Below are 21,886 nucleotides of genomic sequence, written 5' to 3'. Positions count from 1 at the left end.
ATGCCCTATGGCAGGCCGGCCACGGCGCGCGCCGGGCCCGTCAGTTCCAGAATGTGCAGGCCGGTGTTGGCGCGATCGACGATATAGATATAGCCGCGCTCATCGGTCTCGACATTGTTGGTCTGGATCGCCACCTTGCAGCGATCCTTGCCGTCGATCTTGACGCAGCGTTTGTCGGTCGCGGCCGTGATCGCGGGGATGAAATAGCCGACCTCGGTCGGGTGGTAGGGATCGCGGATGTCGAGCGCGCGCACCCCGGCATTGAAGTACGAAATGAACGCCATCTTCTTGTAGAAGACCGGCGCCATGCTTTCGTTGGAGGAGTGCGCGCCGAACCGCCCTCCCCGGTCGCAGAACCCGCCACTGGCCTCCCGCGCGGTGTAGCTCGAAATCATCATCGGACGATTTTCAACCGTGACGTCGGCGAACCAGACCATCTGCCGCGGCTCGGCGCATTCGTTCAGGATCTCCTCGTCGACGATCATGACGATGTCGCGGTCTTTGCCGTCCTTGTCCTTGGCGAATTCGGCGATCGGCATTTTCAGCATCGGAAAGGTGGTGTGGGCGCCGTTGAAGGCCGACATCGGCATCCGGGAAATTTCCGGATAGCGAAGGTTGTCCGGCGTCGGCTCTTTCGGCCCGTTCAGCAGCTTGTCGCGATCGACGATCTGCAGGAAGCCGCCCTTGTCGGTGCCGTAGCCGAAATAGACGCGGTTGCCCTCGGGGCCCGCCGAGATCGGTCCGTGCACTTCGGTCGGCACCGCGCCGGTTGCGCCGGGCTCCTGGCCGGGAAGGCCGAAATCCCTGATCTTGACCGGATGCGCGGGATCGCTGAGATCGTAGATCATGGTCATGCGGCGGGTACGCCAGTCGGGCAGGCCCGACACCAGGAAGGCGATGCCGGTCTGGCATTCCCACCAGTTCTTGTGGGTGTCCTTCAGGCCGGCGATCCGCGTGATGAGCGCTGGATTGACGGGGTCGGCGACGTTCCAGATTTCATGGGCTTCGCCGCCGAAAGTGCGCAGCATGTAGACCGCATTCGGATCGCCCTTCGGCAATTGCTTGCCGTCGCAGACGCGCACCATCTGCGCGCCGCCGCCTTCGTACTTGCCTTCCTGTCCGGGAATGTGACGCAGGTATTTCGGATGCGCAGGATCGGTGACGTCGATGATCGAGGTGCCGTTCGGCTCGGCCTTTCCGGTCATCGGATTGACCGGATCGGGAATCTCGTCGGTGCCGCCGTGGTGGCCGACATAGGCGATCCAGCGGTCGCCCTGATGATGGATGGTCGGCTGATAGGCGCTGCGGGCCTGCAGGTCGCTGTACCCGACCAGTTTCATGTTGGAGGCTTCGGGCGGTGCCCCGATCACCTGACTCTGAATAATCTGGCTCTGGGCCCAAGCGCTGCCGCCGAGGAAGAAGAAGGCCGAAAGAAAAGCTGCCGGTTTGACGTAACGGTTCATGTTTTTTCCCACCCAGGCTGTCGAAACCAATCTGCGTTGGCTGGCGCTACATAGCACGCCAAAACGCATTTTGCGAAAACACCGCCCTTGACATGCAACCATTTGGTTGCCTATTATACTAGCGCCCACTTTCCGAAGTTCGCCATCCGTCTCAGCAACCACCTACGCGAACTTCGGAAAGATCATGGGCACTAGCAAAATGAGTTGATTTTAGTGCCGCTTTTCGATTTGAAGTCCCTGATACGAATTGCCGGTTGCACTGCAGGGACTTCAAATCGGCGGCACTAACCCATGGATGAAGTCTTCAAGGCACTGGCTGACGCGTCGCGGCGCTCCTTGCTGGACAGGCTTCACGCCAAAAACGGACAGACCCTGAACGAACTCTGCGACGGCCTCGCCATGACGCGGCAGGCGGTGACCAAGCACCTTGCGATCCTCGAGGCCGCCAACCTGGTCACCACCTTCAGGCATGGCCGCGAGAAGCTGCACTACCTCAACCCGGTGCCAATCCATCAGATCGGCGAGCGATGGATCAAGAAATTCGAGCGCGGCAAGTTGACCGCGCTCAGCGAACTGAAAAAGCAACTGGAGAAGCGCGATGAGTAAACCGGAATTCGTCTACACCACCTATATCGAGACCTCGGCGGAGAAACTCTGGCACGCCTTGACCGACGGCGACTTCACCGAGCGCTACTGGTTCGGCCACCGCGTCGCCTCGGACTGGAAGGTCGGATCGCCCTATCGCTTCACCCACCCGGAAAGGCCGTCGCCCAAGGGCAAGGTCTTGATATCGGATCCGCCGAGGAAGCTCGCCTATACCTGGGAAGCCTGCTCCGACGAGTTGAAGCATGAACGAATCTCACGCGTGACCTTCGATCTCGAACCGCGCGGCAATATCGTCAAATTGACTGTCAGGCATGACAACCTCGACGAAGGCGGCAAGACCTTCCTCGGTATTTCGGAAGGCTGGCCGATGGTGCTTGCGAGCCTGAAGAGCATCCTCGAAACCGGTCGCCCGCTGCCATCCGACCTCAAGTCGAGCTCGCAGAAGGAAGAGACCCATGCCTAAGCCCGAATTCATCTACGTCACCTATATCGAGACCACGCCGGAGAAACTCTGGCATGCCTTGACCGATGGCAACTTCACCGAACGTTACTGGTTCGGCGCCCGGCTCAGGTCGGACTGGACGGTGGGCTCCTCATTCGAGATGGTGCGAAGCGATGGCACCGTCTCCGACGCCGGCAAGGTCGTCGAATGCGACCCGCCGCGGCGGCTGGCCTATACCTTCGTGAATCAATCGGACAAGTACCGAAACGAATTCCCCGCGCTGGCGACGTTCATACTCGAGCCGTATGGCAAGCTCGTCAAGCTGACGCTGACCCATCAAGGCTTCGCCGAGGGCAGCAAGTTTTTCGAAGGCATCTCCAAGGGATGGCCCGCCATCCTGTCCAGCCTCAAGAGCATCCTTGAAACCGGACAGCCGCTCGATATCCCCTACGCCGCGCTGAAGCTCGACAGCTGAGGATGTGATGAACATCGATCATTTCAAACCCGCCACCGTCTACACCATCTACATCGCCGCCACGCCGGAGCAGGTGTGGCAAGCGCTGACCATGAGCGAATTCAGCCGGAAGTATTTCTTCGGCAACGCCGTCGAAATCGATCTGAGGGTGGGCGGCGCGTATATCGTGCGCACGCCGGATGGCGCGCTGCATATCAGCGGCGAGGTGATCGAATGCGATCCGCCGAAAAAACTCACCTTCACTTTCAACGTCAACTGGCCCGAGTTGATCGAGAAGCTGGGACCGACGCTCGTGAGCTACGAGATCGAGCCCGCCGGCGACGCGGTCCGGCTCACCATGACCGAGGCGCATGACCGGCCGCTCAGTGACGATATCCTGTCAGGCGGGCGTCAGGGCTGGCCGGCGATCCTCTCCAGCCTCAAGAGCCTGCTGGAAACCGGCGAAGCGCTCGTCATCAAGATGCAGCCGCCGCAGCGGATGCTGGCGGCGTTGAAGGAGATGGGGATCAAGACGCCGTAGTAGCCCTCACAAATCGATGTCATTCCGGGGCGCGCGTCAGCGCGAACCCGGAATCTCGTGCCAATCACCTCGAGATTCCGGGTTCGATGCTTCGCATCGCCCCGGAATGACGGTCAAGACGCCACCGGCGCCACGATGCGGCGATAGAGATGCCAGGTGGCGTGGCCGAGCACCGGCAGCGTCACCAACAGGCCGAGGAAGTAGGGCAGCGCCGAAACGACCAGCAGCACGACGACGATCGCCGCCCATCCGATCATCGGCACCGGGCTCATGACCACAGCGCGTACGCTCGTGACCATCGCGGTAACGAAATCGACGTCGCGGTCGAGCAATAGCGGGAACGACACCACCGTCAGCGAGAACAGAATCAGCGACAGCGCAGCACCAACGAGGTTGCCGATCGCGAGAAACACCAAGCCCTCATTGGTGGTCAGCACCACCGTGATGAATTCATGCAGGCTGGAGAACGAGGCATTGAGCCCGATCAGCAGCGCGATCAGCAGGCGCACCTGGTACATCCAGATCACGAACACGAACAGCGTGACAAAGGCCATCCATCCGATCTCGCTGCGTGACGTCACGGCCGACCAGATCCCGGCCATCGAGATCGGCTGCCCGGCCTCGCGCCGCCGGCTGACTTCGTAGAGCCCGATGGCGACAAACGGACCGATCAGCGCAAAGCCGGCCGCCAGCGGATAGGCCAGATAGACCAGGCCAAACGCGGTCAGGCAAAGCTGGATGACGATGCCGCCGCCGGCATAGAGCGCGCCGAACAACAGGCCGTAAAGCGGGGTGGCCTGGAAGTCGCGCAGGCCCTGCCCCAGCGCCTCGGCGATGTCGGCGGCCGTGATCCGGCGTACCACCGGATCAACCTTGCCGGAGATGGACGTCATCGGCTCCCTCCGAATTGTGTGCGTCCATTCACGCAGGGCAGCGGCGAAAGCGTGTTGATCTGGGTCAAAACAGCGCCAACTCTCGCGTCGTCCCTGCGCAAGCAGGGACTCCGCCATCGTCATTCCGGGGCGCGCGTCAGCGCGAACCTCAGATGTGCAATTGCACATCGGGGAATCCCGAAATTGGCTTGCGTCCTTCGACCCACTTCGAGATTCCGGGTCTGCGGGCTTCGCCCGCATCCCGGAATGACGGCGCTACGCACCGTCACCCCAGCGTCCGCAGCTCCCGCCGCAGCACCTTGCCGGTGGCGGTCATCGGCAAGGTGTCGGTGAATTGCACGAAACGCGGATATTCGTGCGCGGCGAGCTGCACTTTCACGAACTGCTGGATGTCGCGCGCCAGCGCCTCGTTCGGCGCAAAACCCGGACGCAGCACGATCCACGCCTTGATCGATTCGGTGCGCACGGGATCGGGAATTCCGACCACCGCCGACATCGCCACCGCCGGATGCTTCATCAGCGTATTTTCGATCTCCGACGGTCCGACGCGATAGCCGGCCGTGGTGATCACGTCGTCCTCGCGGCTGACGTACCAGAAATAGCCGTCCTCATCCCGGACGCCGAGATCGCCGGTGAGCAGGAATTCGCCGGCAAATTTCTTTTCCGTGGCTTCCTCGTTCTTCCAATAGCCGAGCATGGTGCAGGGATTCGGCTGGCGCACCCCGATAATGCCGCGGCTGCCGGTCGGCAATTCCTCGCCGCGCTCATTGACGATGCGGACGTCGAATCCCGGCGTCGCCTTGCCCATCGAACCGGGGCGGATCGGAAACAGTCTTGAGTTGTTGCCGACCACGAGGTTGCATTCGGTCTGGCCATAGACCTCGTGGGCGTCGATGCCGAAGGTCGCGCGCACCCATTGCAGCAGTTCGGCGCCGAGCGACTCGCCGCCCGAGAGCATGCTGCGCAGCTTCACACCGGAATGCCCGACCTCCGCCTGCCGCATCAGCTTCAGCGCGGTCGGCGGCAGGAACACGTTGCGCACGCCGTGATCGGCCATCAGCTGCATCGCCGCCTGCGGCTCGAATTTCCGCGCGCGGTACCCGACCACGGGCACGCCGTGATACCAGGCCGGAAACAGCGCATCGAACAATCCGCCGATCCACGCCCAGTCGGCCGGCGTCCACATCACGTCGAAGGGCTTTGGCATGAAATCATGCACCATCTCGACATTCGGCAGATGGCCGAGCAGCACGCGATGGGCATGCAGCGCGCCCTTTGGATTGCCTGTGGTGCCTGAGGTGTAGATGATGATGGCGGGATCTTCCGCCGAGGTATCGAGCGTCGAAAATTGGTCGGATGCGGCGTCGACCGATGACCAGAACGATTTGGTGCCGGCCGGAGCCGTGCCGCCGGTGACGTAGACATGCTGCAGGTCAGGCAGCCGGTCGCGGATCTTCGCGATCTTCTCCCAACCCGCCTCGTCGGTCACGATCGCCCTCGCGGCGGAATTCGACAGCCGGAATTCCAGCGCATCCTCGCCGAACAGCGCAAACAGCGGGATCGACACCAGGCCGGAACGCCACGCCGCCAGATGCACGACCGGCAGTTCCAGCGACTGCGACAGAAACACCGCGACCCGGTCGCCGCGCGTCAACCCACCGGCCTTCAGCACATTGGCGAAACGGCGCGACATCGCGGCCAGCTCGTCGAACGAGGTGCGCCGGGCGCCGCCGTCCTCGTCGACATAGATCAGCGCCAGGCGGTTGGTGCCGTCGGCGTGGCGGTCGCAGCAGGCGGTCGCCATGTTGAACCGCGCCGGAATCTGCCAGCGGAAATCGCGGGTGAGTTTTTCGTAGTCGGTGGTCTCGGTGAGCATGAATGTCAGACTAGACCATTGCCATTGCAGCACCAACAGCTTCCACTCGCCGGAAGGAAATCAGCGCGCCGCCCGCTCCATCCTGATCTCCGCCTCGAGGCTTGCGACATCGCGATAGATCGAAGCGACCGCGAGCACGCGTCCGCCGCTCTTGTATCGCAGCAGGCAATCCTTCGCGGCGATATCGCCGTCCACGGCGATTTCGTCCCACTTCTCGGCGTGACCGACATAGTTGATCGGCACGTCGTAATGCTGGCTCCAGAAGAACGGCACGGCCTCGAAGGCCTCGCGCTGTCCCAGCATGTTGCGCGCGGCGGTCTGGCCCTGGCGTTCCGCCACCACCCAGTGTTCGACACGAATGGTTTCGCCGGAATGCGGATCCGGCCAGCGCGCAATATCGCCCGCCGCGTAGATACCGGGGATGCTGGTCTCGAGATACGCATCCACCGTGACGCCGCGATCGATCGCGAGCCCAGCCTTCTCGGCCAAAGCCAGGCGCGGGCGCACGCCGACACCGATCACTACAACATCGGCATCGAGCACGCCGCCGCTCTTCAGCGTCGCGCGCTTGCCATCGATCGATGTCACGGTATCGCCGAGATGAAAGATGACGCCGTGCTCCTCATGCAGCGCCCGAACGAAGTCTCCCATCTCGGGTCCGAGCACGCGTTCCAACGGCCGCTGCTCCAGCCCTACGACGTGCACCTCGATATCCCGGGCTCGCAGCGACGCCGCGGCCTCGAGTCCGATGAAGCTCGCCCCGATCACAATCGCGCGGCGCGCGCCGTTCGCTGACGCGATGATCGCGCGGCAATCGGCCAGCGAGCGCAACACATGGACATGGGGCTGGTCCACGCCTGAAATCGGCAGGCGCACCGGCTCCGCCCCGGTAGCCAGCAGCAGACGGTCATAGGGAACAGTTTCGCCTCCGGCGAGAACCACGTCTCTGGCCCTGGCGTCGATCGATGCGACCTCGGTCCCGAGCCGCAAATCGATCCCCGCGTCGGCGTAAAAGCCCTCGGGGCGCAACGGCAGCCAGTCCTCGGGCGCGCTGCCGGCGAGGTAGTCCTTTGACAGGTTAGGCCGATCCACCGGTGCGGCCGCCTCATGGCTCAGCATCACGATGCTGCCGCGATAATCCTGCCGTCGCAGCATCTCGGCGGCGGCAAACCCCGCCGCACCTCCGCCGACAATCACGATTCTGGCAGGCGCATCGACAGCGCCCTTGATGCCGGGTTTAGGCTGTTCGCGCTTTTGCCTGACAAAAATGCGCTCGCCCTCCCGCTCCACCTTCCAGACCGCAATGGCTGAGAGCGCCGGGGCGCGGGTCGCTTCCCCGGTACGCAAGTCGAAACAGGCATGATGCCAGGGACAACGGACGCTCTCGCCGTCCACAAGGCCTTCGGCGAGCGGGCCGTGATAATGGCTGCAGTGGGCGTCGATGGCGAAAATCTCGGATCCCGAACGCACCAGCAGCACGTCTTCGTCGCCGACATGCCCAACCAGCATGTCGCCGGAGAATTCGGAGGGCATGACACCCTGGGACAGATCGGGACCGGCGGGTGGAGCTTGCTGATCTGCCATATCGACCTCCGTTATTGTTGAATCACCCCGTCAGCGCCGCCTTCACCAGGCCGCTGGCCTTGCCGAAATCCATCTGGCCGGCGTATTTCGCCTTCAAGACCCCGATCACCTTGCCCATGTCCTTCATTCCGGCAGCGCCGGTTTCGGCGATGGCGGCCGTGATCGCCGCGTTGACGTCGGCTTCCGACATCTGCTTCGGCAAATAGGCGGAGATGATCGCGATCTCCTCGCGCTCCTGCGCGGCGAGCTCGGCGCGACCGCCCTTGTCGTAGAGCTCGACCGATTCCTGGCGCTGCTTGATCATTTTCTGGAACACGCCGAGCAGGTCCGCGTCGGACAAAGGTGGCTTGCCTTCGCCGCGCGCGGCGATGTCGGCATTCTTGATGGTCGAATTGACCATCCGCAGCGTCGAGAGCTTGCGCTCGTCCTTGGCCCGCATCGCGTCCTTGACCGCGTTGTTGATGTCGTCGCGCAGCATCGTCTGTTGTCCTCTCACTGGCCGTCACGCCGTGGTGGCCGAAGTCCCTGATCTAGGCCGTTCGCGGCATTCACACAACTAGCTCCCCATCCATTCGACCAGGGCGTCCGCGGTCGCCTCGGGCTGTTCGACCTGCGGAAGGTGGCCGCAGTGCGAAAGGATTGTCAGCTTCGCCCCGTGAATGCCGTCCGCCATCTCCACCGACAGCTTGTTCGGGATGGTGTTGTCCTCGTCGCCGGACACCACCAGCGTCGGGCATTTGATCCATGCCAGCGCCGGGCGCGAATCCGGCCGGCTCATGATGGCGGTTTGCTGGCGGACGAAGGCCTCGGCGCCGATGTCGTCGCCCATGTCGTAGACCAGCTGATGCAGCTCGGCGTTGCCGCGCCGCGACGGATGCACGAAGCCCGGAAACAACTCATCGAGGATGGCGCGATATTCGCCCGCCTGCGCCCGCGCGATCTGACTTCTGCGGCGAGTCGTCGCCTCCGGCGTATCCGCGCGCGCCTGGGTGTTGATCAGCGCCAGCCTCGCCACCCGCTCCGGCGCCTGCCGCATGATTTCGAACGCGATGTAGCCGCCCATCGAATGCCCGGCCAGCGCGAAGCGCGGCGGCGCCTCGGCGAGAATCCGCCGCGCAATCGCACCCATGTTGTCGTCACGAACGTGATTGGCGACCGTCACCGGCCCGCAGCGCCACAACGCGGGAACGACCGGGGCGAAGATCCGGGGCGACGACACCAGCCCCGGAACCAGCAAGATCGGCATCGCATTGTCCATTCCAAGGCTCCGGAATCGGTAAATCTCGGGGAAATCGGCAGGCAGGCGCGGCCGGCAGATTAAGAGCGGGGCATCGCCTGTCAAATATGCGCAAACTGCATGTGAATCGGCGGTTTACGGCTTTGACGCCCGCGCATGCGAAGACTATGTAATGCGCTCATGACATCAACCGAAAACGCCTCAGCCTGGCCGGACCACAAGCCGACCGCGCTTCTCGTGCTGGCCGACGGCACCGTGCTGGAAGGTTTTGGCCTCGGCGCCGAGGGCCATGCGGTCGGCGAAGTCTGCTTCAACACCGCGATGACCGGGTATGAGGAAATCCTCACCGATCCCTCCTATGCCGGGCAGCTCATCACCTTCACCTTTCCGCATATCGGCAATGTCGGCACCAACGACGAAGACATCGAGACGGTGAACATGGCGGCAACGCCGGGCGCGCGCGGGGTGATCCTGCGCGCCGCCATCACCGCCCCCTCGAATTACCGCGCCACCCGCCACCTCGACCAATGGCTGAAGGCACGCGGCATCATCGGCCTTTCCGGCATCGACACCCGCGCCTTGACCGCGTTGATCCGGAGCAACGGCATGCCCAATGCCGTGATCGCGCACGCCGAGGATGGCGCGTTCGATCTGCACGGCTTGAAGGAAGAGGCGCGCGAATGGCCGGGCCTCGAGGGCATGGACCTGGTGCCGATGGTGACCTCGGCCCAGCGCTTCACCTGGGACGAAACCCCGTGGGCCTGGGAAAAAGGCTTCGGCCGGCAGACCGAGCCCGAATTCAACGTCGTCGCCATCGACTACGGCATCAAGCGCAACATCCTGCGGCTGCTCGCCGGCGTCGGCTGCAAGATCACGGTGGTGCCGGCAACCACCTCGGCCGAAGACATCCTGGCGATGAAGCCCGACGGCGTGTTCTTGTCGAATGGCCCCGGCGACCCGGCCGAGACCGGCAAATATGCGGTGCCGGTGATCCGGAAGGTCATCGACTCCGGCACGCCGACCTTCGGCATTTGCCTCGGCCACCAGATGCTGGGGCTGGCGGTCGGCGCCAAGACCAAAAAAATGCACCAGGGCCATCACGGCGCCAATCACCCGGTCAAGGACGAAACCACCGGCAAGGTGGAGATCACCTCGATGAACCACGGCTTTGCCGTGGATCAGGCGACGCTGCCGAAGGGCGCCACGCAGACCCATATCTCGCTGTTCGACGGCTCCAATTGCGGCATCCAGATCGAGGGCAAGCCGGTGTTCTCGGTGCAGTACCACCCGGAAGCTTCCCCCGGCCCGCGCGACTCGCATTATCTGTTCAAGCGGTTTGCGGATCTGATGCGGGCCAAGCGCGCGTAGCATTCCAGCACGGCAGTCGTCATCCTGAGGTGCTCGCCGTCTTCGGCGAGCCTCGAAGGATGAGACTTTTATACGCGTGGCCCATCCTTCGAGGCGCGCAAGGGCGCGCACCTCAGGATGACGGCGCGGCGCTCGGAAACATGATGCGCAAAACGCTGGTGCAATAACGCTCAGTTTTATATGATATACATCATTGCAAAATAGGACCAGCATCAATGACCGCCCCACCCGCGCGCAAGATCGAATACGGCGTGACGCCTCCCGAAGTCATGGCGTCGATGGCGGGGATCGATTTCGTCCGCGCGATCTTTGACGGCAGGCTGCCGTCGCCGCCGATCATGCAGCCCATCGAGCCCTTCGATTTCACCGCCGAGCCGGGCGTGGTCGCGTTTCACAGCACGCCGGCCTTCCGGCACTACAACCCGATCGGCTCGGTGCATGGCGGCTACGCCGCGACGCTGCTGGATTCCGCGATGGGCCTCGCCGTGCATTCGATGCTGCCGGCGGGGACCGGCTATACCACGCTGGAATTCAAGATCAGCTTTATCCGCGGCATGACCAAGGATACCGGGGTGGTGCGCAGCGAAGGCCGCATCCTCAACGTCGGCCGCCGCGCCGCCACGGCCGAGGCCCGCATTACCGATGCCAAGGGCCGGCTGCTGGCGCATGCCACCACGACCTGCCTGGTGTTCGAACTTCCAGCCGAAGGCGCGAAGGGGATGTGAAACCTACGCCGCGTTGCTGCCTTCCTGACGGCTGGCCTCGAACAGGAACCAGGTGCGCCGCTCGGTCTCGTCGATGAACGTCTCGAGCAGGCCGGCGGTGCCGGAATCCTCGTGATCATCGCAGAGCTTGTGGGCTTTTCGCATCGCCGCCGCGACGTGCTTGTTGTCTTCCATCAATTCGCGCAGCATCTCGCGCGGCGGCACATAGGCCTCGTTGTTGTCCTGAATGGTCTGCAATTTCGCGATCTGGCCGATCGAGCGCAGCGTGGTGCCGCCGAGCTTGCGGACGCGTTCGGCGAGCTGGTCGGTGGTCGCGAAAATCGCGTCCGACTGCTCGTCGAGCATCAGATGATAGTCGCGGAAATGCCGGCCGCTGACATGCCAATGGAAATTCTTGGTCTTCAGATAGAGCGCGAAGGCGTCGGCCAGCAGCGTGTTGAGCGCGGCCGATATCTTCTCGGATGCGGCCTGCGGCAGATCGGTCGGGGTATCGAGATCGGGAGAAACTTTGGCGGACCTGTTATCGGGCTTGGCTTTGCTCACGATGGACCTTCCTGTTAGGAACCGGGACACTTAAGAACAGACACGGGCGGCGATGGACATCGGCGGCCGGACCATCTAACGCATCGAGTGCGCCCCCGGTTCCATCGACCGGAACCCGTTTTACCGGACCTCTGCGACACATGGACGACTGGATCGACTATTACGATTCCACGCATACAATTTATGCGAGCAAGCTGCATCGTGACCTGCATTTCCAGCTGATCGCCAGGGATATCATCGGCTACATCGCCTCACCCGATGCGGTGGTGCTGGACTATGCCTGCGGCGAAGCGCTGTCGGCGGCCAAGGTGGCGGATGCCTGCGGCAAGCTATACCTGGCCGAGCCGGCGCCGGGCGTGCGCGGCCGGCTGATCGCGCGCTTTGCCCCGAACACCAAGATCCGGGTGCGTTCGCTGGAAGATTTGCGAAAAATGCCCGAAAAATCCGTCGATCTGGCGATCATGAACTCGGTCGCCCAATACATGACATCGGAAGAACTCGATACCGCGTTCGCGACGGTCCGGCGGCTGCTGAAGCCCGGCGGCCGCCTGATCGTCGGCGACGTGCTGCGCCCCGAAGTCGGCATGACCAGGGATGTCATTGCGCTGCTGCGTTTCGCGCTCACCCACGGTTTTCTGAGGGACGCGCTGATCGGGCTGGTCTCGACCGCGTTGTCGGACTACCGGCAATTGCGCAGCCGCGTCGGCCTGCAGCGTTACGGCGAGGCCGAGATGATCGCGAAACTCGCCGCCGGCGGATTTACCGCCTCGCGCGCGCATTTCAATATCGGGCACAATCCGTGGCGGATGACGTTCGTGGCGCGCCATGCGTTTTCGCCCCAATAATTTTGGGCGCGGTCGGTTAGGGTTAACCGCAGCTCGGCATGGCCCACCGCGGGGCGATCGACCATGATGCGACCGGCCCGGTGGCGGAAAGCGTCGACGCGAGAGCAGTGCATCGCTCTTTATCCTGGTTCAAATCCAGGCCGGGCCTCCAGCCTTCGCTGCTAGCGCAGCTTCGGCTCGGCAGGCCTCAATTGCGGCGAAGGCCGCGCGTTGCTCGAAGAGCGAAGGCGGGTCGCTGCCCACGAGCTTCGGCCCGGCAACCAGCCCCGATCAGCCTTTCGGCGGACCAGCCTGCCCAAACCGGCCCTAGCCGCGCCCAAGCTGCCGCGAAGGCGGGAAAATGCCGGTTGATGGGGTCTCTAATGCCCTTTCGCGGCTGCGGAATCTGGTCTAAAGACCACCCGCGCGCGAGGTTGATCCCAAGCGCCGGGTTGAGGGGACGCGCGGTAGGCGCGCCCTTTTTTTGTGCCCGTTTTTCTGTTCCCGCGAGACTTGATGCCCAAAAGAACCGACATCTCCACCATCCTGATCATCGGCGCCGGTCCCATCGTGATCGGTCAGGCCTGCGAATTCGATTATTCCGGCACCCAGGCGGTGAAGACGCTGAAGGACGAGGGCTACCGCATCGTCCTGGTTAATTCCAATCCGGCGACCATCATGACCGACCCGGAACTGGCTGACGCCACCTACATCGAGCCGATCACGCCGGAGATCGTCGCCAAGATCATCGAGAAGGAACGTTACGTCATCCCCGGCGGCTTCGCGTTGCTGCCGACCATGGGCGGACAGACCGCGCTGAACTGCGCGCTGTCGCTGCGCAAGCAGGGCACGCTGGCAAAATTCGACGTCGAGATGATCGGCGCCACCGCCGATGCCATCGACAAGGCGGAAGACCGCGGCCGCTTCCGTGAAGCCATGACGCGGATCGGACTGGAAACGCCGCGCTCGATCCAGACCAAGAACCTGCCGGACGCGCTGCGGGCGCTCGATGATATCGGCCTGCCCGCGATCATCCGTCCGTCCTTCACCATGGGCGGTACCGGCGGCGGCATTGCCTACACCAAACATGAGTTCATCGAGATCGTCGAGCGCGGCATCGACGCCTCCCCCACCGACGAGGTCCTGATCGAGGAATCGGTGCTGGGGTGGAAAGAGTTCGAGATGGAGGTGGTGCGCGACAAAAAGGACAACTGCATCATCATCTGCTCGATCGAGAACCTCGACCCGATGGGCGTGCATACCGGCGATTCCATCACGGTGGCGCCGGCGCTGACGCTCACCGACAAGGAATACCAGATCATGCGCGACGCCTCGCTGGCGGTGCTGCGCGAGATCGGGGTCGAGACCGGCGGCTCCAACGTGCAGTTCGGCGTCAATCCGGCCGACGGGCGCATGGTCGTGATCGAGATGAATCCGCGGGTGTCGCGCTCTTCCGCGCTGGCCTCGAAAGCCACCGGCTTCCCGATTGCGAAGGTCGCGGCGAAACTGGCGGTCGGCTACACGCTGGACGAGATCGCCAATGACATCACCGGCGGCGCGACGCCGGCCTCGTTCGAGCCGACCATCGATTATGTCGTCACCAAGATTCCGCGCTTTGCATTCGAGAAGTTTCCCGGCGCCTCCACCACGCTGACCACCTCGATGAAGTCGGTCGGCGAAGTGATGGCGATCGGCCGCACCTTTCAGGAGAGCCTGCAGAAGGCGCTGCGCGGTCTGGAAACCGGCCTCACCGGTCTCGACGAGATCGAGATCGAGGGCCTCGGCCGCAGCGACGACAAGAACGCGATCCGCGCCGCATTGGGCACCCCGACGCCGGACCGCATCCTGCAGGTGGCGCAGGCGATGCGGCTCGGCTGGAGCAATGAGGAGATCTTCACCTCCTGCAAGATCGATCCGTGGTTCCTGGCGGAGATGCGCGGCATCGTCGAGATGGAAGCCAAGATCACGCACAACGGCCTGCCGGCGAATGCGTTTGGCCTGCGGACCCTGAAGGCGATGGGGTTTTCCGACGCGCGGCTGGCGGTGCTGACCGAGACCACCGAGGCCGAAGTCACCGCGCGCCGCCACGCGCTCGGGGTTCGTCCGGTATTCAAGCGCATCGATACCTGTGCCGCGGAATTCGCCTCGCCCACCGCCTACATGTATTCGACCTATGAAGCGCCGTTCGCAGGTGCGCCGGCGGACGAGAGCGCGCCTTCGGACAAGAACAAGGTCATCATTCTCGGCGGCGGGCCCAACCGGATCGGCCAGGGCATCGAGTTCGACTATTGCTGCTGCCACGCCTGTTTCGCATTGCACGACGCCGGCTATGAAACCATCATGATCAACTGCAATCCGGAGACGGTGTCGACCGACTACGACACCGCCGACCGATTGTACTTCGAGCCGCTGACCGCCGAGGACGTGCTCGAAATCATCGCGACCGAACGGAAGAACGGCACGCTGCACGGCGTGATCGTGCAGTTCGGCGGCCAGACCCCGCTCAAGCTCGCCCACACGCTGGAGGCGGCCAATGTGCCGATCCTCGGCACCTCGCCCGACGCCATCGATCTGGCCGAAGACCGCGACCGCTTCAAGCGCGTGCTCGACAAGCTGCGCCTGAAGCAGCCGAAGAACGGCATCGCCTATTCGGTCGAGCAGGCCCGCCTGGTGGCCGCCGACCTCGGCCTGCCGCTGGTGGTGCGCCCGTCCTATGTGCTGGGCGGCCGCGCGATGCAGATCATCCGCGAGGACAGCCAACTCGGCGATTACCTGCTCGGCACCTTGCCGGAACTGGTGCCGGGGGACGTCAAGGCGCGCTATCCCAACGACAAGACCGGACAGATCAACACCGTGCTCGGCACCAATCCGCTGCTGTTCGACCGCTATCTGTCCGACGCCACCGAGATCGACGTCGACTGTCTTTGCGACGGCAAGGACACCTTCATCGCCGGAATCATGGAGCATATCGAGGAAGCCGGCATTCACTCCGGCGACTCGGCCTGCTCGCTGCCGCCGCACTCGCTCGACGCCCAGATGATCGCCGAGCTCGAGCGGCAAACCCGGGAGCTGGCGCTCGGGCTCGACGTGGTGGGCCTGATGAACGTGCAGTATGCCATCAAGGACGGCGAGATCTACGTGCTCGAAGTCAACCCGCGCGCGTCGCGCACGGTGCCGTTCGTCGCCAAGGTGGTCGGCATGCCGGTGGCGAAGATCGCCGCGCGGCTGATGGCCGGCGAGAAGCTCAGGGACTTCGATTTGAAGAAGCGCAAGCTCGGCCATGTCGGCGTCAAGGAATCGGTATTCCCGTTCGCCCGCTTCCCGGGCGTCGACACCGTGCTCGGTCCGGAGATGCGATCGACCGGCGAGGTGATGGGGATCGACCGCTCGTTCGAGGTGGCTTTTGCCAAGAGCCAGCTCGGCGGCGGCACGCGCGTACCGCGCAAGGGCACCGTGTTCGTTTCCGTCCGCGATACCGACAAGACCCGCATCGTCGACGCGGTGCGGCTGCTATATTCGCTTGGCTTCAGGGTGATGGCGACCTCGGGCACGCAGCGTTTCCTCGCCGATAGCGGGGTACCGACCGAAAAAGTGAACAAAGTGCTGGAGGGACGGCCGCATATCGTCGACGCCATCACCAATGGCGACATCCAGCTGGTCTTTAATACCACCGAAGGACCGCAGGCGATGGCCGACAGCCGCTCATTACGGCGTGCTGCCCTCTTGCATAAAGTACCATATTACACCACTCTTTCAGGTGCCGTGGCGGCTGCCCAAGGCATCCGCGCCTATCTGGGCGGGGACCTTGAGGTCCGCACCCTGCAGAGTTATTTTTCCGAAACCTGATCCCTGGGCCGGGACTTCGCGTCCGGCAATCGATCGGCAATGAAGCCCTCATGACCGGAACTCGTCCGTCATGAGGGTGTTCTGTTTCGGCGTTTGTGCGTGCCGCGGATTGGTCCGCATGAAGTTGAAGGACAAAGACAGATGATCGAAAAGGTTCCGATGACCGCTGGCGGCTATGCCGCTCTCGAGGTCGAATTGAAGCAGCGCCAGTCGGTGGAGCGTCCGCGCATCATCGAGCATATCGCCGAGGCGCGCTCGCATGGCGACCTTTCGGAGAACGCGGAGTATCACGCCGCCAAGGAAGAGCAGTCCCACAATGAAGGCCGTATCGCCGAACTGGAGGACAAGCTCGCGCGCGCCGACATCATCGACATCAGCAAACTGTCCGGCGACACCATCATGTTCGGCGCCACCGTGACGCTGGTCGACGAGGACACCGACAAGAAAGCGGTGTGGCAGATCGTCGGCGAACCGGAAGCCGATGCCAAGAAGGGCCGCATCTCCATCACCTCGCCGCTGGCGCGAGCGCTGATCGGCAAGAAGAAGGGCGCGTCCGTGGAAGTCGTCGCCCCCGGCGGCGCCAAGGCCTACGAGATCACCAAGGTCGAGTGGCGCTGATCCCGGCGCAATTGAATTGAACGAATCGGCATTGGAGAAGGCTGCGCGGCTTGCGCGGCCTTCTTGCTGCGCTGCGAATGCGGTTTCCCGCCGGAATATTTTTCATGTAAGAGTGTTTTGGCCGCAGCGCGCGATGGGGTTGCGTGCACTGCAAAACGAAGATGCGTGTCAAACAGGGGGATATGACATGGACCAGATGCTTTCCAAATTTCAGCCGGTGGCACTCAGCCTGTTTCGCTTTGTGACCGGCTTGCTGCTGTTTCAGTATGGCATTGCCAAGATCCTGAAGTTTCCGGTGCTGCCCAATTTCGCCGACCCTCCTCCCTTGATCCTGACCGCAGGCGGCCTCGAACTGGTGCTCGGCGCGCTACTGATGGTCGGCCTGTTTTCGCGGATCGCGGCTTTCATCCTGTCGGGCGAAATGGCGTTTGCCTATTTCATTGGACATTTTCCGCGCGGCTTTCTGCCGCTGATCAACAATGGCACCGCGGCGATCCTGTTCTGCTTCGCCTGCCTCTATCTGGCGACCGCAGGCGGCGGGCCGTACAGCCTGGACGCGATGATGGGCAAGAAGAGCTGACGGCGCGGTTCGTCATTGCCTGCGACAAACGCAAAGCGTTTGCGCAAGAGAGCGTTAGCGACGAAGCAATCCATTCTTCCTTTGTGAATCGATGGATTGCTTCGCGGAGCCTGTCATCGGGCGCGCATTCGCGCGACCCGTTGGCTCGCAATGACGAGGGAGCAATAAGCGCTAGCGCGGCACTTTCAGATCAAGCGGCACCGCGGCCTCGTATTTCGAATTGTGCAGCACCAGCGATGTTCTGACATTGCGCACGTGCGGCGCGGCGGTCAGATGGGTGACGAAATTCTGGAACGTCGCCATGTCGGGCGCCACGCATTTCAGGATGAAGTCGACTTCGCCCGACAGCATCCAGCATTCCCGCACCAATGGCTCGGCGCGCACGAAATCCTCGAACGCGCGCAAATCCGCATCCGCCTGACTGGACAGATGCACCGAAGCGAACACGGTCACGTCGAAACCCAGCCGCCGCGGATCCAGCAGCCCGCGATAACCCTGGATATAGCCTTCTTCCTCCAGCGTCCGCACCCGGCGCAGGCAGGGCGGCGGGGAAATCCCGACCCGTTTGGCCAGTTCGACATTGGTGATTCGGCCATCGGCCTGAATTTCGCTGAGGATTTTGAGGTCGATCTCGTCAAGGTTCTTCGACACGCGGTTCCCGGTCCTGTGGGCTGAGAAAGCTTAGCGGTAATAACGGCAACACTCTTAGCGCAGCTGACCGCGCGGACGCAATTTTATTGCGCGTGCGCTGCGCCATATTCCCTGTTCACGGGAAATTTCGCGGATTTGGATTGCAATTCTTGCATAGCTTGCCAGATACCCTAGACTTGGATTTGACACTTTCGGCGCCGTCGCGATGCGTTTGCGGGCGCAATCCGCTCAAGCACTGACCAAATTCCCTTAAGAGAGGGATCTACCCATGCCTGCCCCTATCCATGCGAAGGTCGTGATCATCGGTTCCGGCCCGGCCGGTTACACCGCCGCGATCTACGCTGCCCGCGCCATGCTCGAGCCGGTTCTGATCCAGGGCATTCAGCCGGGCGGCCAGCTCACCATCACCACCGACGTGGAAAACTATCCGGGCTTCGCCGACGTCATCCAGGGACCCTGGCTGATGGAGCAGATGGAGAAGCAGGCCGCCCATGTCGGCACCAGCATCGTCACCGATCTCGTCACCAGGCTCGAACTGGCCCAGCGGCCGTTCCGGCTGACCTGCGACAGCGGCGACGTCTATCTCGCCGAGACCGTCATCCTGGCCACCGGCGCGCAGGCGCGCTGGCTCGGCATGCCCTCGGAAGAAAAATTCAAGGGCTTCGGCGTCTCGGCCTGCGCAACCTGCGACGGATTCTTCTATCGCGGCAAGGAGGTCGTCGTGGTCGGCGGCGGCAACACCGCGGTCGAGGAAGCGCTGTTCCTCACCAATTTCGCTTCGCAAGTCACCATCGTGCACCGTCGCGATCATTTCCGCGCCGAGCGCATCCTGCAGGACCGCCTGTTCAAACATCCCAAGATCAAGGTGGTGTGGGACAGCGCGATCGACGAGATCTGCGGCACCGAGAACCCGGGCAAGGTCACCCATGTCAGGCTGAAGAACGTCAAGACCGGCGCGGTCACGGAAGTGGCGGCCGACGGCGTCTTCATCGCGATCGGTCACGCGCCCGCGACCGACCTCGTCGCCGGCCAGATCAGGCTGAAGCCGTCCGGCTATGTCGAGGTGGCGCCGAATTCAACCGCGACCTCGGTGCCCGGCGTATTCGCCGCCGGCGACGTCGCCGACGAAACCTGGCGCCAGGCGGTCACGGCCGCCGGCCTTGGCTGCATGGCCGCACTTGAGGCCGAACGCTTTCTCGCGCTTCGCGCGAGCGACCGCGCGGCGGCGGAATAATCATGGCTCGAACCCGCGACGGATTTACCGACATGGACTGGGATAAGCTGAAGGTGTTTCACGCGGCGGCTGAAGCCGGAAGCTTCACCCATGCCGGCGAGCAGCTTGGCCTGTCGCAATCGGCCGTTTCCCGGCAGGTCAGCGCGCTGGAGCAGGAGCTTTCGGTATCGCTATTTCACCGCCATGCCCGCGGCCTGATTTTGACCGAACAAGGCGACCTGTTGTTTCGCACCGCGCATGACGTGTTCATGCAGCTGCAGGCGGCGCGCGCCAAACTCACCGACAGCCGCGAGCGGCCGAGCGGCGACCTCAAGATCACGACGCCGCCGGCCCTCGGCATCAACTGGCTGATTCCGCGGCTCCACGAATTCACCGCGCTTTATCCGGAGATCCGGATTTCGATGATCGTCACCGACGAGGAGCTCGACCTCTCGATGCGCGAGGCCGACGTCGCGATTCGCACCCGCAAGCCGACCCAGCCCGACCTGATCCAGCGCAAGCTGTTCTCGATCGGTTTCCACGCCTATTGCTCGCCGGAATACATCAAGCACTTCGGCACGCCCCGCACGCTCGACGACCTCGACGCCCATCGCATCATCATGCTGAGCGATACGCAGGTTCAACCGCATTTGCAGAACCGCAGCTGGCTGATCGATGCCGGCCGCAACGGCTCCGGTCCGCGCGAGGCGTATTTCAAGGTCAACAACATCCTCGGCCTGGTGCGCGCCTGCCAGCAGGGGCTGGGCATCGCCGCGCTACCGGACTACCTGGTCGAAGAAAATAACCGGCTGGTGCAGCTGTTCGGAGAATCGGATTCTATTCAGCTCGATACCTACTTCGTTTATCCCGAAGAGTTGAAGACCGTGGCGCGGGTCCAGGTGTTCCGCGACTTCGTGGTCAGCAAGGCGCAGCGCTGGCCGTCTTAATTATCGCCCGATAACCCTCGGAGTCCGCATGACTGACATGCGGCATGGGCGGTTGCTGCAAGGCACCCACGCGGCCCATAATGTTTCCACGCTGAGCATTCGCGTTGCGCTATGTCCCCCTCCTCCAGTGGCGCGAGCGCTCAGTTATCCCTCTTGGAAGGTGATTGTGTCGGCCTCACATGGCCAATACCTTAAGCCGGGCTCTCGTGAGCCCGGCTTTTTTTCATGCGAAGGTGGTTTGCGCGCGCTCGCGAGCCCCGGCTGCTCGCGCTGCATTGATTCCCCTCACGGCGCCGTTACTGCCGTTGACAGAATCCGTGACGCCAAGCATCATCGCCGCATGATCACAAATTCGTGCATCGCAGCGCTGTCGAAAAAAGCCTCCCTTCCGGGGGCTTCGGATCGACGCGTGCGATAGATTTCTCGCTTTTGCCCGATCTGCAAAACCCCGCCGCGAGGTCCGGGGTTTTTTCTTGTCCCGTCTCCGGCTCAAGCCCCTCAAGGAGATGGACCCATGACTGACCTCGAATCTTCCGGCCTTCGATCCCTGCTGCACGGCCTCTGGCTGCCGCTGATTACGCCGTTTCGCGACGGCGTTCTCGATGAGGCCTCGCTGCGGCGGCTGGTGCGGCACTACGCGGCGCTGCCCGTCAACGGGCTGATCCTCGCCGCCACCTCGGGCGAAGGCCTGACGCTCGGCATGGCCGAGCTTGAATGGATCGTCGAACTGACGCGATCCGAGACCGTGGGCAACAAGCGTTATATGCCGATCTGTCTCGGACTATCCGGCAGCCACACACGGAAGATGTGCCACACCCTGGATGAGACGGCGGCCTGGCCGATCGATGGCTATCTGATCGCGAGCCCGTATTACTCGCGACCATCGCAACGCGGCCTCAAGCAACATTTCAGCGCGCTCGCCGATCACGCCGCCTGGCCGATCGTGCTCTACAACATTCCCTACCGCACCGCCGTCAATCTTGCCAACGAGACGCTGCTCGAGCTCGCCGCACATCCGAACATTGTCGGCCTGAAGGACTGCTGCGCCGACCGCGCGCAGTCGATCGACCTGCTGCGCCGGCGGCCGGCCGGGTTTCGGGTTCTGACCGGCGAGGACGCCCTATGTTACGAGGCGCTGACCGACGGCGCCGATGGGGCGATCCTGCTCTCGGCCCACATCGAGACCGAGAGCTTCGCGGCCGTGGCCGCGCTGCTGAAGCAGGGCCAGCGCGACGCCGCACATGCACGCTGGGAGAGCGTATCCGATCTGACGCGGCTGTTATTCACCGAGCCAAGCCCGGCCGCGGCGAAATATTGGCTATGGCGCACGGGCCTGATCGACAGCGCCGAGGTTCGCCTGCCGATGGTGGAAGCCAGCCGCGAACTCGCGGCGCGGCTTGATGCGGAGATCGAGCGGCGGCTTCCCGGCATTGCGCCGAGCCAACCGGTCGCGCCGATGCGCGTCCGATGACAGC

Annotated in this window: 21 protein-coding genes and 1 tRNA gene; 14 read left to right on the top strand and 8 right to left on the bottom strand. The window is 63.2% G+C overall.

Features of this window, described 5'->3' with window-relative positions; all coding sequences use genetic code 11:
* Positions 1-5 precede the first annotated feature (5 nt).
* Positions 6-1,463, bottom strand: coding sequence for a hypothetical protein (locus tag E8A46_RS16470; RefSeq protein ID WP_291562761.1), 1,458 nt, complete (start codon positions 1,461-1,463; stop codon positions 6-8).
* A 291-nt stretch (positions 1,464-1,754) separates the two neighbouring features.
* Here E8A46_RS16470 and E8A46_RS16465 point away from each other — a divergent pair, with 291 nt between their 5' ends.
* From E8A46_RS16465 to E8A46_RS16450, 4 genes are read left to right on the top strand one after another with little or no spacing between them, the layout of a single operon-like run.
* Complete coding sequence (locus E8A46_RS16465) at positions 1,755-2,069, top strand: metalloregulator ArsR/SmtB family transcription factor (RefSeq protein WP_291562758.1); 315 nt, start codon at positions 1,755-1,757, stop codon at positions 2,067-2,069.
* Positions 2,062-2,532 (top strand): SRPBCC family protein, encoded by a 471-nt coding sequence (locus tag E8A46_RS16460; RefSeq protein WP_291562755.1) that lies wholly within the window; start codon positions 2,062-2,064, stop codon positions 2,530-2,532. The genes E8A46_RS16465 and E8A46_RS16460 overlap by 8 nt, the downstream gene beginning before the upstream one ends.
* The gene (locus E8A46_RS16455; protein ID WP_291562752.1) at positions 2,525-2,986 is read left to right on the top strand and encodes an SRPBCC family protein; all 462 of its coding nucleotides are present in this window, start codon (positions 2,525-2,527) and stop codon (positions 2,984-2,986) included. The genes E8A46_RS16460 and E8A46_RS16455 overlap by 8 nt, the downstream gene beginning before the upstream one ends.
* 7 nt (positions 2,987-2,993) lie before the next feature.
* The gene (locus E8A46_RS16450; protein ID WP_291562747.1) at positions 2,994-3,506 is read left to right on the top strand and encodes an SRPBCC family protein; all 513 of its coding nucleotides are present in this window, start codon (positions 2,994-2,996) and stop codon (positions 3,504-3,506) included.
* Between the two features lie 113 nt (positions 3,507-3,619).
* On the opposite strand, the gene E8A46_RS16445 is transcribed toward E8A46_RS16450, so the two are convergent.
* The 5 genes from E8A46_RS16445 to E8A46_RS16425 all read right to left on the bottom strand — a co-directional run bounded on the left by E8A46_RS16445 (position 3,620) and on the right by E8A46_RS16425 (position 9,117).
* Entirely contained in the window at positions 3,620-4,399 is a 780-nt protein-coding gene (locus tag E8A46_RS16445; protein WP_291562744.1) for a DUF2189 domain-containing protein, read from the bottom strand.
* 265 nt (positions 4,400-4,664) lie between these two features.
* Entirely contained in the window at positions 4,665-6,275 is a 1,611-nt protein-coding gene (locus E8A46_RS16440; protein ID WP_291562742.1) for an acyl-CoA synthetase, read from the bottom strand.
* A gap of 60 nt (positions 6,276-6,335) precedes the next feature.
* Positions 6,336-7,859 carry an FAD-dependent oxidoreductase gene (locus E8A46_RS16435; RefSeq protein WP_291562739.1) on the bottom strand — a complete coding sequence of 508 codons (1,524 nt, stop codon included), beginning with the start codon at positions 7,857-7,859 and terminating at the stop codon, positions 6,336-6,338.
* 22 nt (positions 7,860-7,881) lie between these two features.
* A complete protein-coding gene (locus tag E8A46_RS16430; protein WP_291562736.1) occupies positions 7,882-8,337 on the bottom strand; it encodes a GatB/YqeY domain-containing protein in 456 nt (151 codons plus the stop codon).
* A 78-nt stretch (positions 8,338-8,415) separates the two neighbouring features.
* Entirely contained in the window at positions 8,416-9,117 is a 702-nt protein-coding gene (locus E8A46_RS16425) for an alpha/beta hydrolase (protein WP_291562733.1), read from the bottom strand.
* 159 nt (positions 9,118-9,276) lie between these two features.
* Between E8A46_RS16425 and carA the strand changes: the two genes are divergently transcribed.
* Entirely contained in the window at positions 9,277-10,464 is a 1,188-nt protein-coding gene (gene carA / locus E8A46_RS16420) for a glutamine-hydrolyzing carbamoyl-phosphate synthase small subunit (RefSeq protein WP_291562730.1), read from the top strand.
* A gap of 215 nt (positions 10,465-10,679) precedes the next feature.
* Positions 10,680-11,189, top strand: coding sequence for a PaaI family thioesterase (locus E8A46_RS16415; RefSeq protein ID WP_291562727.1), 510 nt, complete (start codon positions 10,680-10,682; stop codon positions 11,187-11,189).
* Positions 11,190-11,192: 3 nt separating this feature from the next.
* Here the strand turns inward: E8A46_RS16415 and E8A46_RS16410 are convergent, their stop codons facing one another.
* A complete protein-coding gene (locus tag E8A46_RS16410; protein ID WP_291562724.1) occupies positions 11,193-11,732 on the bottom strand; it encodes a DNA starvation/stationary phase protection protein in 540 nt (179 codons plus the stop codon).
* A 140-nt stretch (positions 11,733-11,872) separates the two neighbouring features.
* Between E8A46_RS16410 and E8A46_RS16405 the strand changes: the two genes are divergently transcribed.
* The 5 genes from E8A46_RS16405 (at position 11,873) to E8A46_RS16385 (ending at position 17,600) form a co-directional block, all read left to right on the top strand.
* Entirely contained in the window at positions 11,873-12,577 is a 705-nt protein-coding gene (locus E8A46_RS16405; protein ID WP_291562721.1) for a class I SAM-dependent methyltransferase, read from the top strand.
* A 74-nt stretch (positions 12,578-12,651) separates the two neighbouring features.
* A tRNA-Ala gene (locus E8A46_RS16400) sits at positions 12,652-12,728 on the top strand.
* Positions 12,729-13,072: 344 nt separating this feature from the next.
* A complete protein-coding gene (gene carB, locus E8A46_RS16395; protein ID WP_291562718.1) occupies positions 13,073-16,402 on the top strand; it encodes a carbamoyl-phosphate synthase large subunit in 3,330 nt (1,109 codons plus the stop codon).
* Positions 16,403-16,543: 141 nt separating this feature from the next.
* Entirely contained in the window at positions 16,544-17,020 is a 477-nt protein-coding gene (greA, locus tag E8A46_RS16390) for a transcription elongation factor GreA (RefSeq protein WP_291562715.1), read from the top strand.
* Positions 17,021-17,207: 187 nt separating this feature from the next.
* A complete protein-coding gene (locus E8A46_RS16385; RefSeq protein WP_291562712.1) occupies positions 17,208-17,600 on the top strand; it encodes a DoxX family protein in 393 nt (130 codons plus the stop codon).
* A 171-nt stretch (positions 17,601-17,771) separates the two neighbouring features.
* On the opposite strand, the gene E8A46_RS16380 is transcribed toward E8A46_RS16385, so the two are convergent.
* Positions 17,772-18,251 (bottom strand): Lrp/AsnC family transcriptional regulator, encoded by a 480-nt coding sequence (locus tag E8A46_RS16380; RefSeq protein ID WP_291562709.1) that lies wholly within the window; start codon positions 18,249-18,251, stop codon positions 17,772-17,774.
* Between the two features lie 268 nt (positions 18,252-18,519).
* On the opposite strand from E8A46_RS16380, the gene trxB reads away from it, so the two are divergent.
* The 3 genes from trxB to dapA all read left to right on the top strand — a co-directional run bounded on the left by trxB (position 18,520) and on the right by dapA (position 21,882).
* Complete coding sequence (gene trxB / locus E8A46_RS16375; RefSeq protein WP_291562704.1) at positions 18,520-19,485, top strand: thioredoxin-disulfide reductase; 966 nt, start codon at positions 18,520-18,522, stop codon at positions 19,483-19,485.
* 2 nt (positions 19,486-19,487) lie between these two features.
* The gene (locus E8A46_RS16370; protein ID WP_291562701.1) at positions 19,488-20,411 is read left to right on the top strand and encodes a LysR family transcriptional regulator; all 924 of its coding nucleotides are present in this window, start codon (positions 19,488-19,490) and stop codon (positions 20,409-20,411) included.
* 514 nt (positions 20,412-20,925) lie between these two features.
* Entirely contained in the window at positions 20,926-21,882 is a 957-nt protein-coding gene (gene dapA / locus E8A46_RS16365; protein ID WP_291562698.1) for a 4-hydroxy-tetrahydrodipicolinate synthase, read from the top strand.
* The last annotated feature ends 4 nt before the right edge of the window (positions 21,883-21,886 follow it).

It is taken from the genome of Bradyrhizobium sp., assembly GCF_004799445.1.
In the GTDB taxonomy this organism is placed as follows: Bacteria; Pseudomonadota; Alphaproteobacteria; order Rhizobiales; family Xanthobacteraceae; genus Bradyrhizobium.
Note: the sequence above shows the minus strand (reverse complement) of the source record. Positions and strands in the feature narration are given on the sequence as shown.

Excerpts from the sequence above, each read along its gene's own strand:
- E8A46_RS16470 (WP_291562761.1), bottom strand. The coding sequence starts at position 1,463 with ATGAACCGTTACGTCAAACCGGCAGCTTTTCTTTCGGCCTTCTTCTTC.
- E8A46_RS16465 (WP_291562758.1), top strand. The coding sequence starts at position 1,755 with ATGGATGAAGTCTTCAAGGCACTGGCTGACGCGTCGCGGCGCTCCTTG.
- E8A46_RS16460 (WP_291562755.1), top strand. The coding sequence starts at position 2,062 with ATGAGTAAACCGGAATTCGTCTACACCACCTATATCGAGACCTCGGCG.
- E8A46_RS16455 (WP_291562752.1), top strand. The coding sequence starts at position 2,525 with ATGCCTAAGCCCGAATTCATCTACGTCACCTATATCGAGACCACGCCG.
- E8A46_RS16450 (WP_291562747.1), top strand. The coding sequence starts at position 2,994 with ATGAACATCGATCATTTCAAACCCGCCACCGTCTACACCATCTACATC.
- E8A46_RS16445 (WP_291562744.1), bottom strand. The coding sequence starts at position 4,399 with ATGACGTCCATCTCCGGCAAGGTTGATCCGGTGGTACGCCGGATCACG.
- E8A46_RS16440 (WP_291562742.1), bottom strand. The coding sequence starts at position 6,275 with ATGCTCACCGAGACCACCGACTACGAAAAACTCACCCGCGATTTCCGC.
- E8A46_RS16435 (WP_291562739.1), bottom strand. The coding sequence starts at position 7,859 with ATGGCAGATCAGCAAGCTCCACCCGCCGGTCCCGATCTGTCCCAGGGT.
- E8A46_RS16430 (WP_291562736.1), bottom strand. The coding sequence starts at position 8,337 with ATGCTGCGCGACGACATCAACAACGCGGTCAAGGACGCGATGCGGGCC.
- E8A46_RS16425 (WP_291562733.1), bottom strand. The coding sequence starts at position 9,117 with ATGGACAATGCGATGCCGATCTTGCTGGTTCCGGGGCTGGTGTCGTCG.
- carA (WP_291562730.1), top strand. The coding sequence starts at position 9,277 with ATGACATCAACCGAAAACGCCTCAGCCTGGCCGGACCACAAGCCGACC.
- E8A46_RS16415 (WP_291562727.1), top strand. The coding sequence starts at position 10,680 with ATGACCGCCCCACCCGCGCGCAAGATCGAATACGGCGTGACGCCTCCC.
- E8A46_RS16405 (WP_291562721.1), top strand. The coding sequence starts at position 11,873 with ATGGACGACTGGATCGACTATTACGATTCCACGCATACAATTTATGCG.
- carB (WP_291562718.1), top strand. The coding sequence starts at position 13,073 with ATGCCCAAAAGAACCGACATCTCCACCATCCTGATCATCGGCGCCGGT.
- greA (WP_291562715.1), top strand. The coding sequence starts at position 16,544 with ATGATCGAAAAGGTTCCGATGACCGCTGGCGGCTATGCCGCTCTCGAG.
- E8A46_RS16385 (WP_291562712.1), top strand. The coding sequence starts at position 17,208 with ATGGACCAGATGCTTTCCAAATTTCAGCCGGTGGCACTCAGCCTGTTT.
- trxB (WP_291562704.1), top strand. The coding sequence starts at position 18,520 with ATGCCTGCCCCTATCCATGCGAAGGTCGTGATCATCGGTTCCGGCCCG.
- E8A46_RS16370 (WP_291562701.1), top strand. The coding sequence starts at position 19,488 with ATGGCTCGAACCCGCGACGGATTTACCGACATGGACTGGGATAAGCTG.
- dapA (WP_291562698.1), top strand. The coding sequence starts at position 20,926 with ATGACTGACCTCGAATCTTCCGGCCTTCGATCCCTGCTGCACGGCCTC.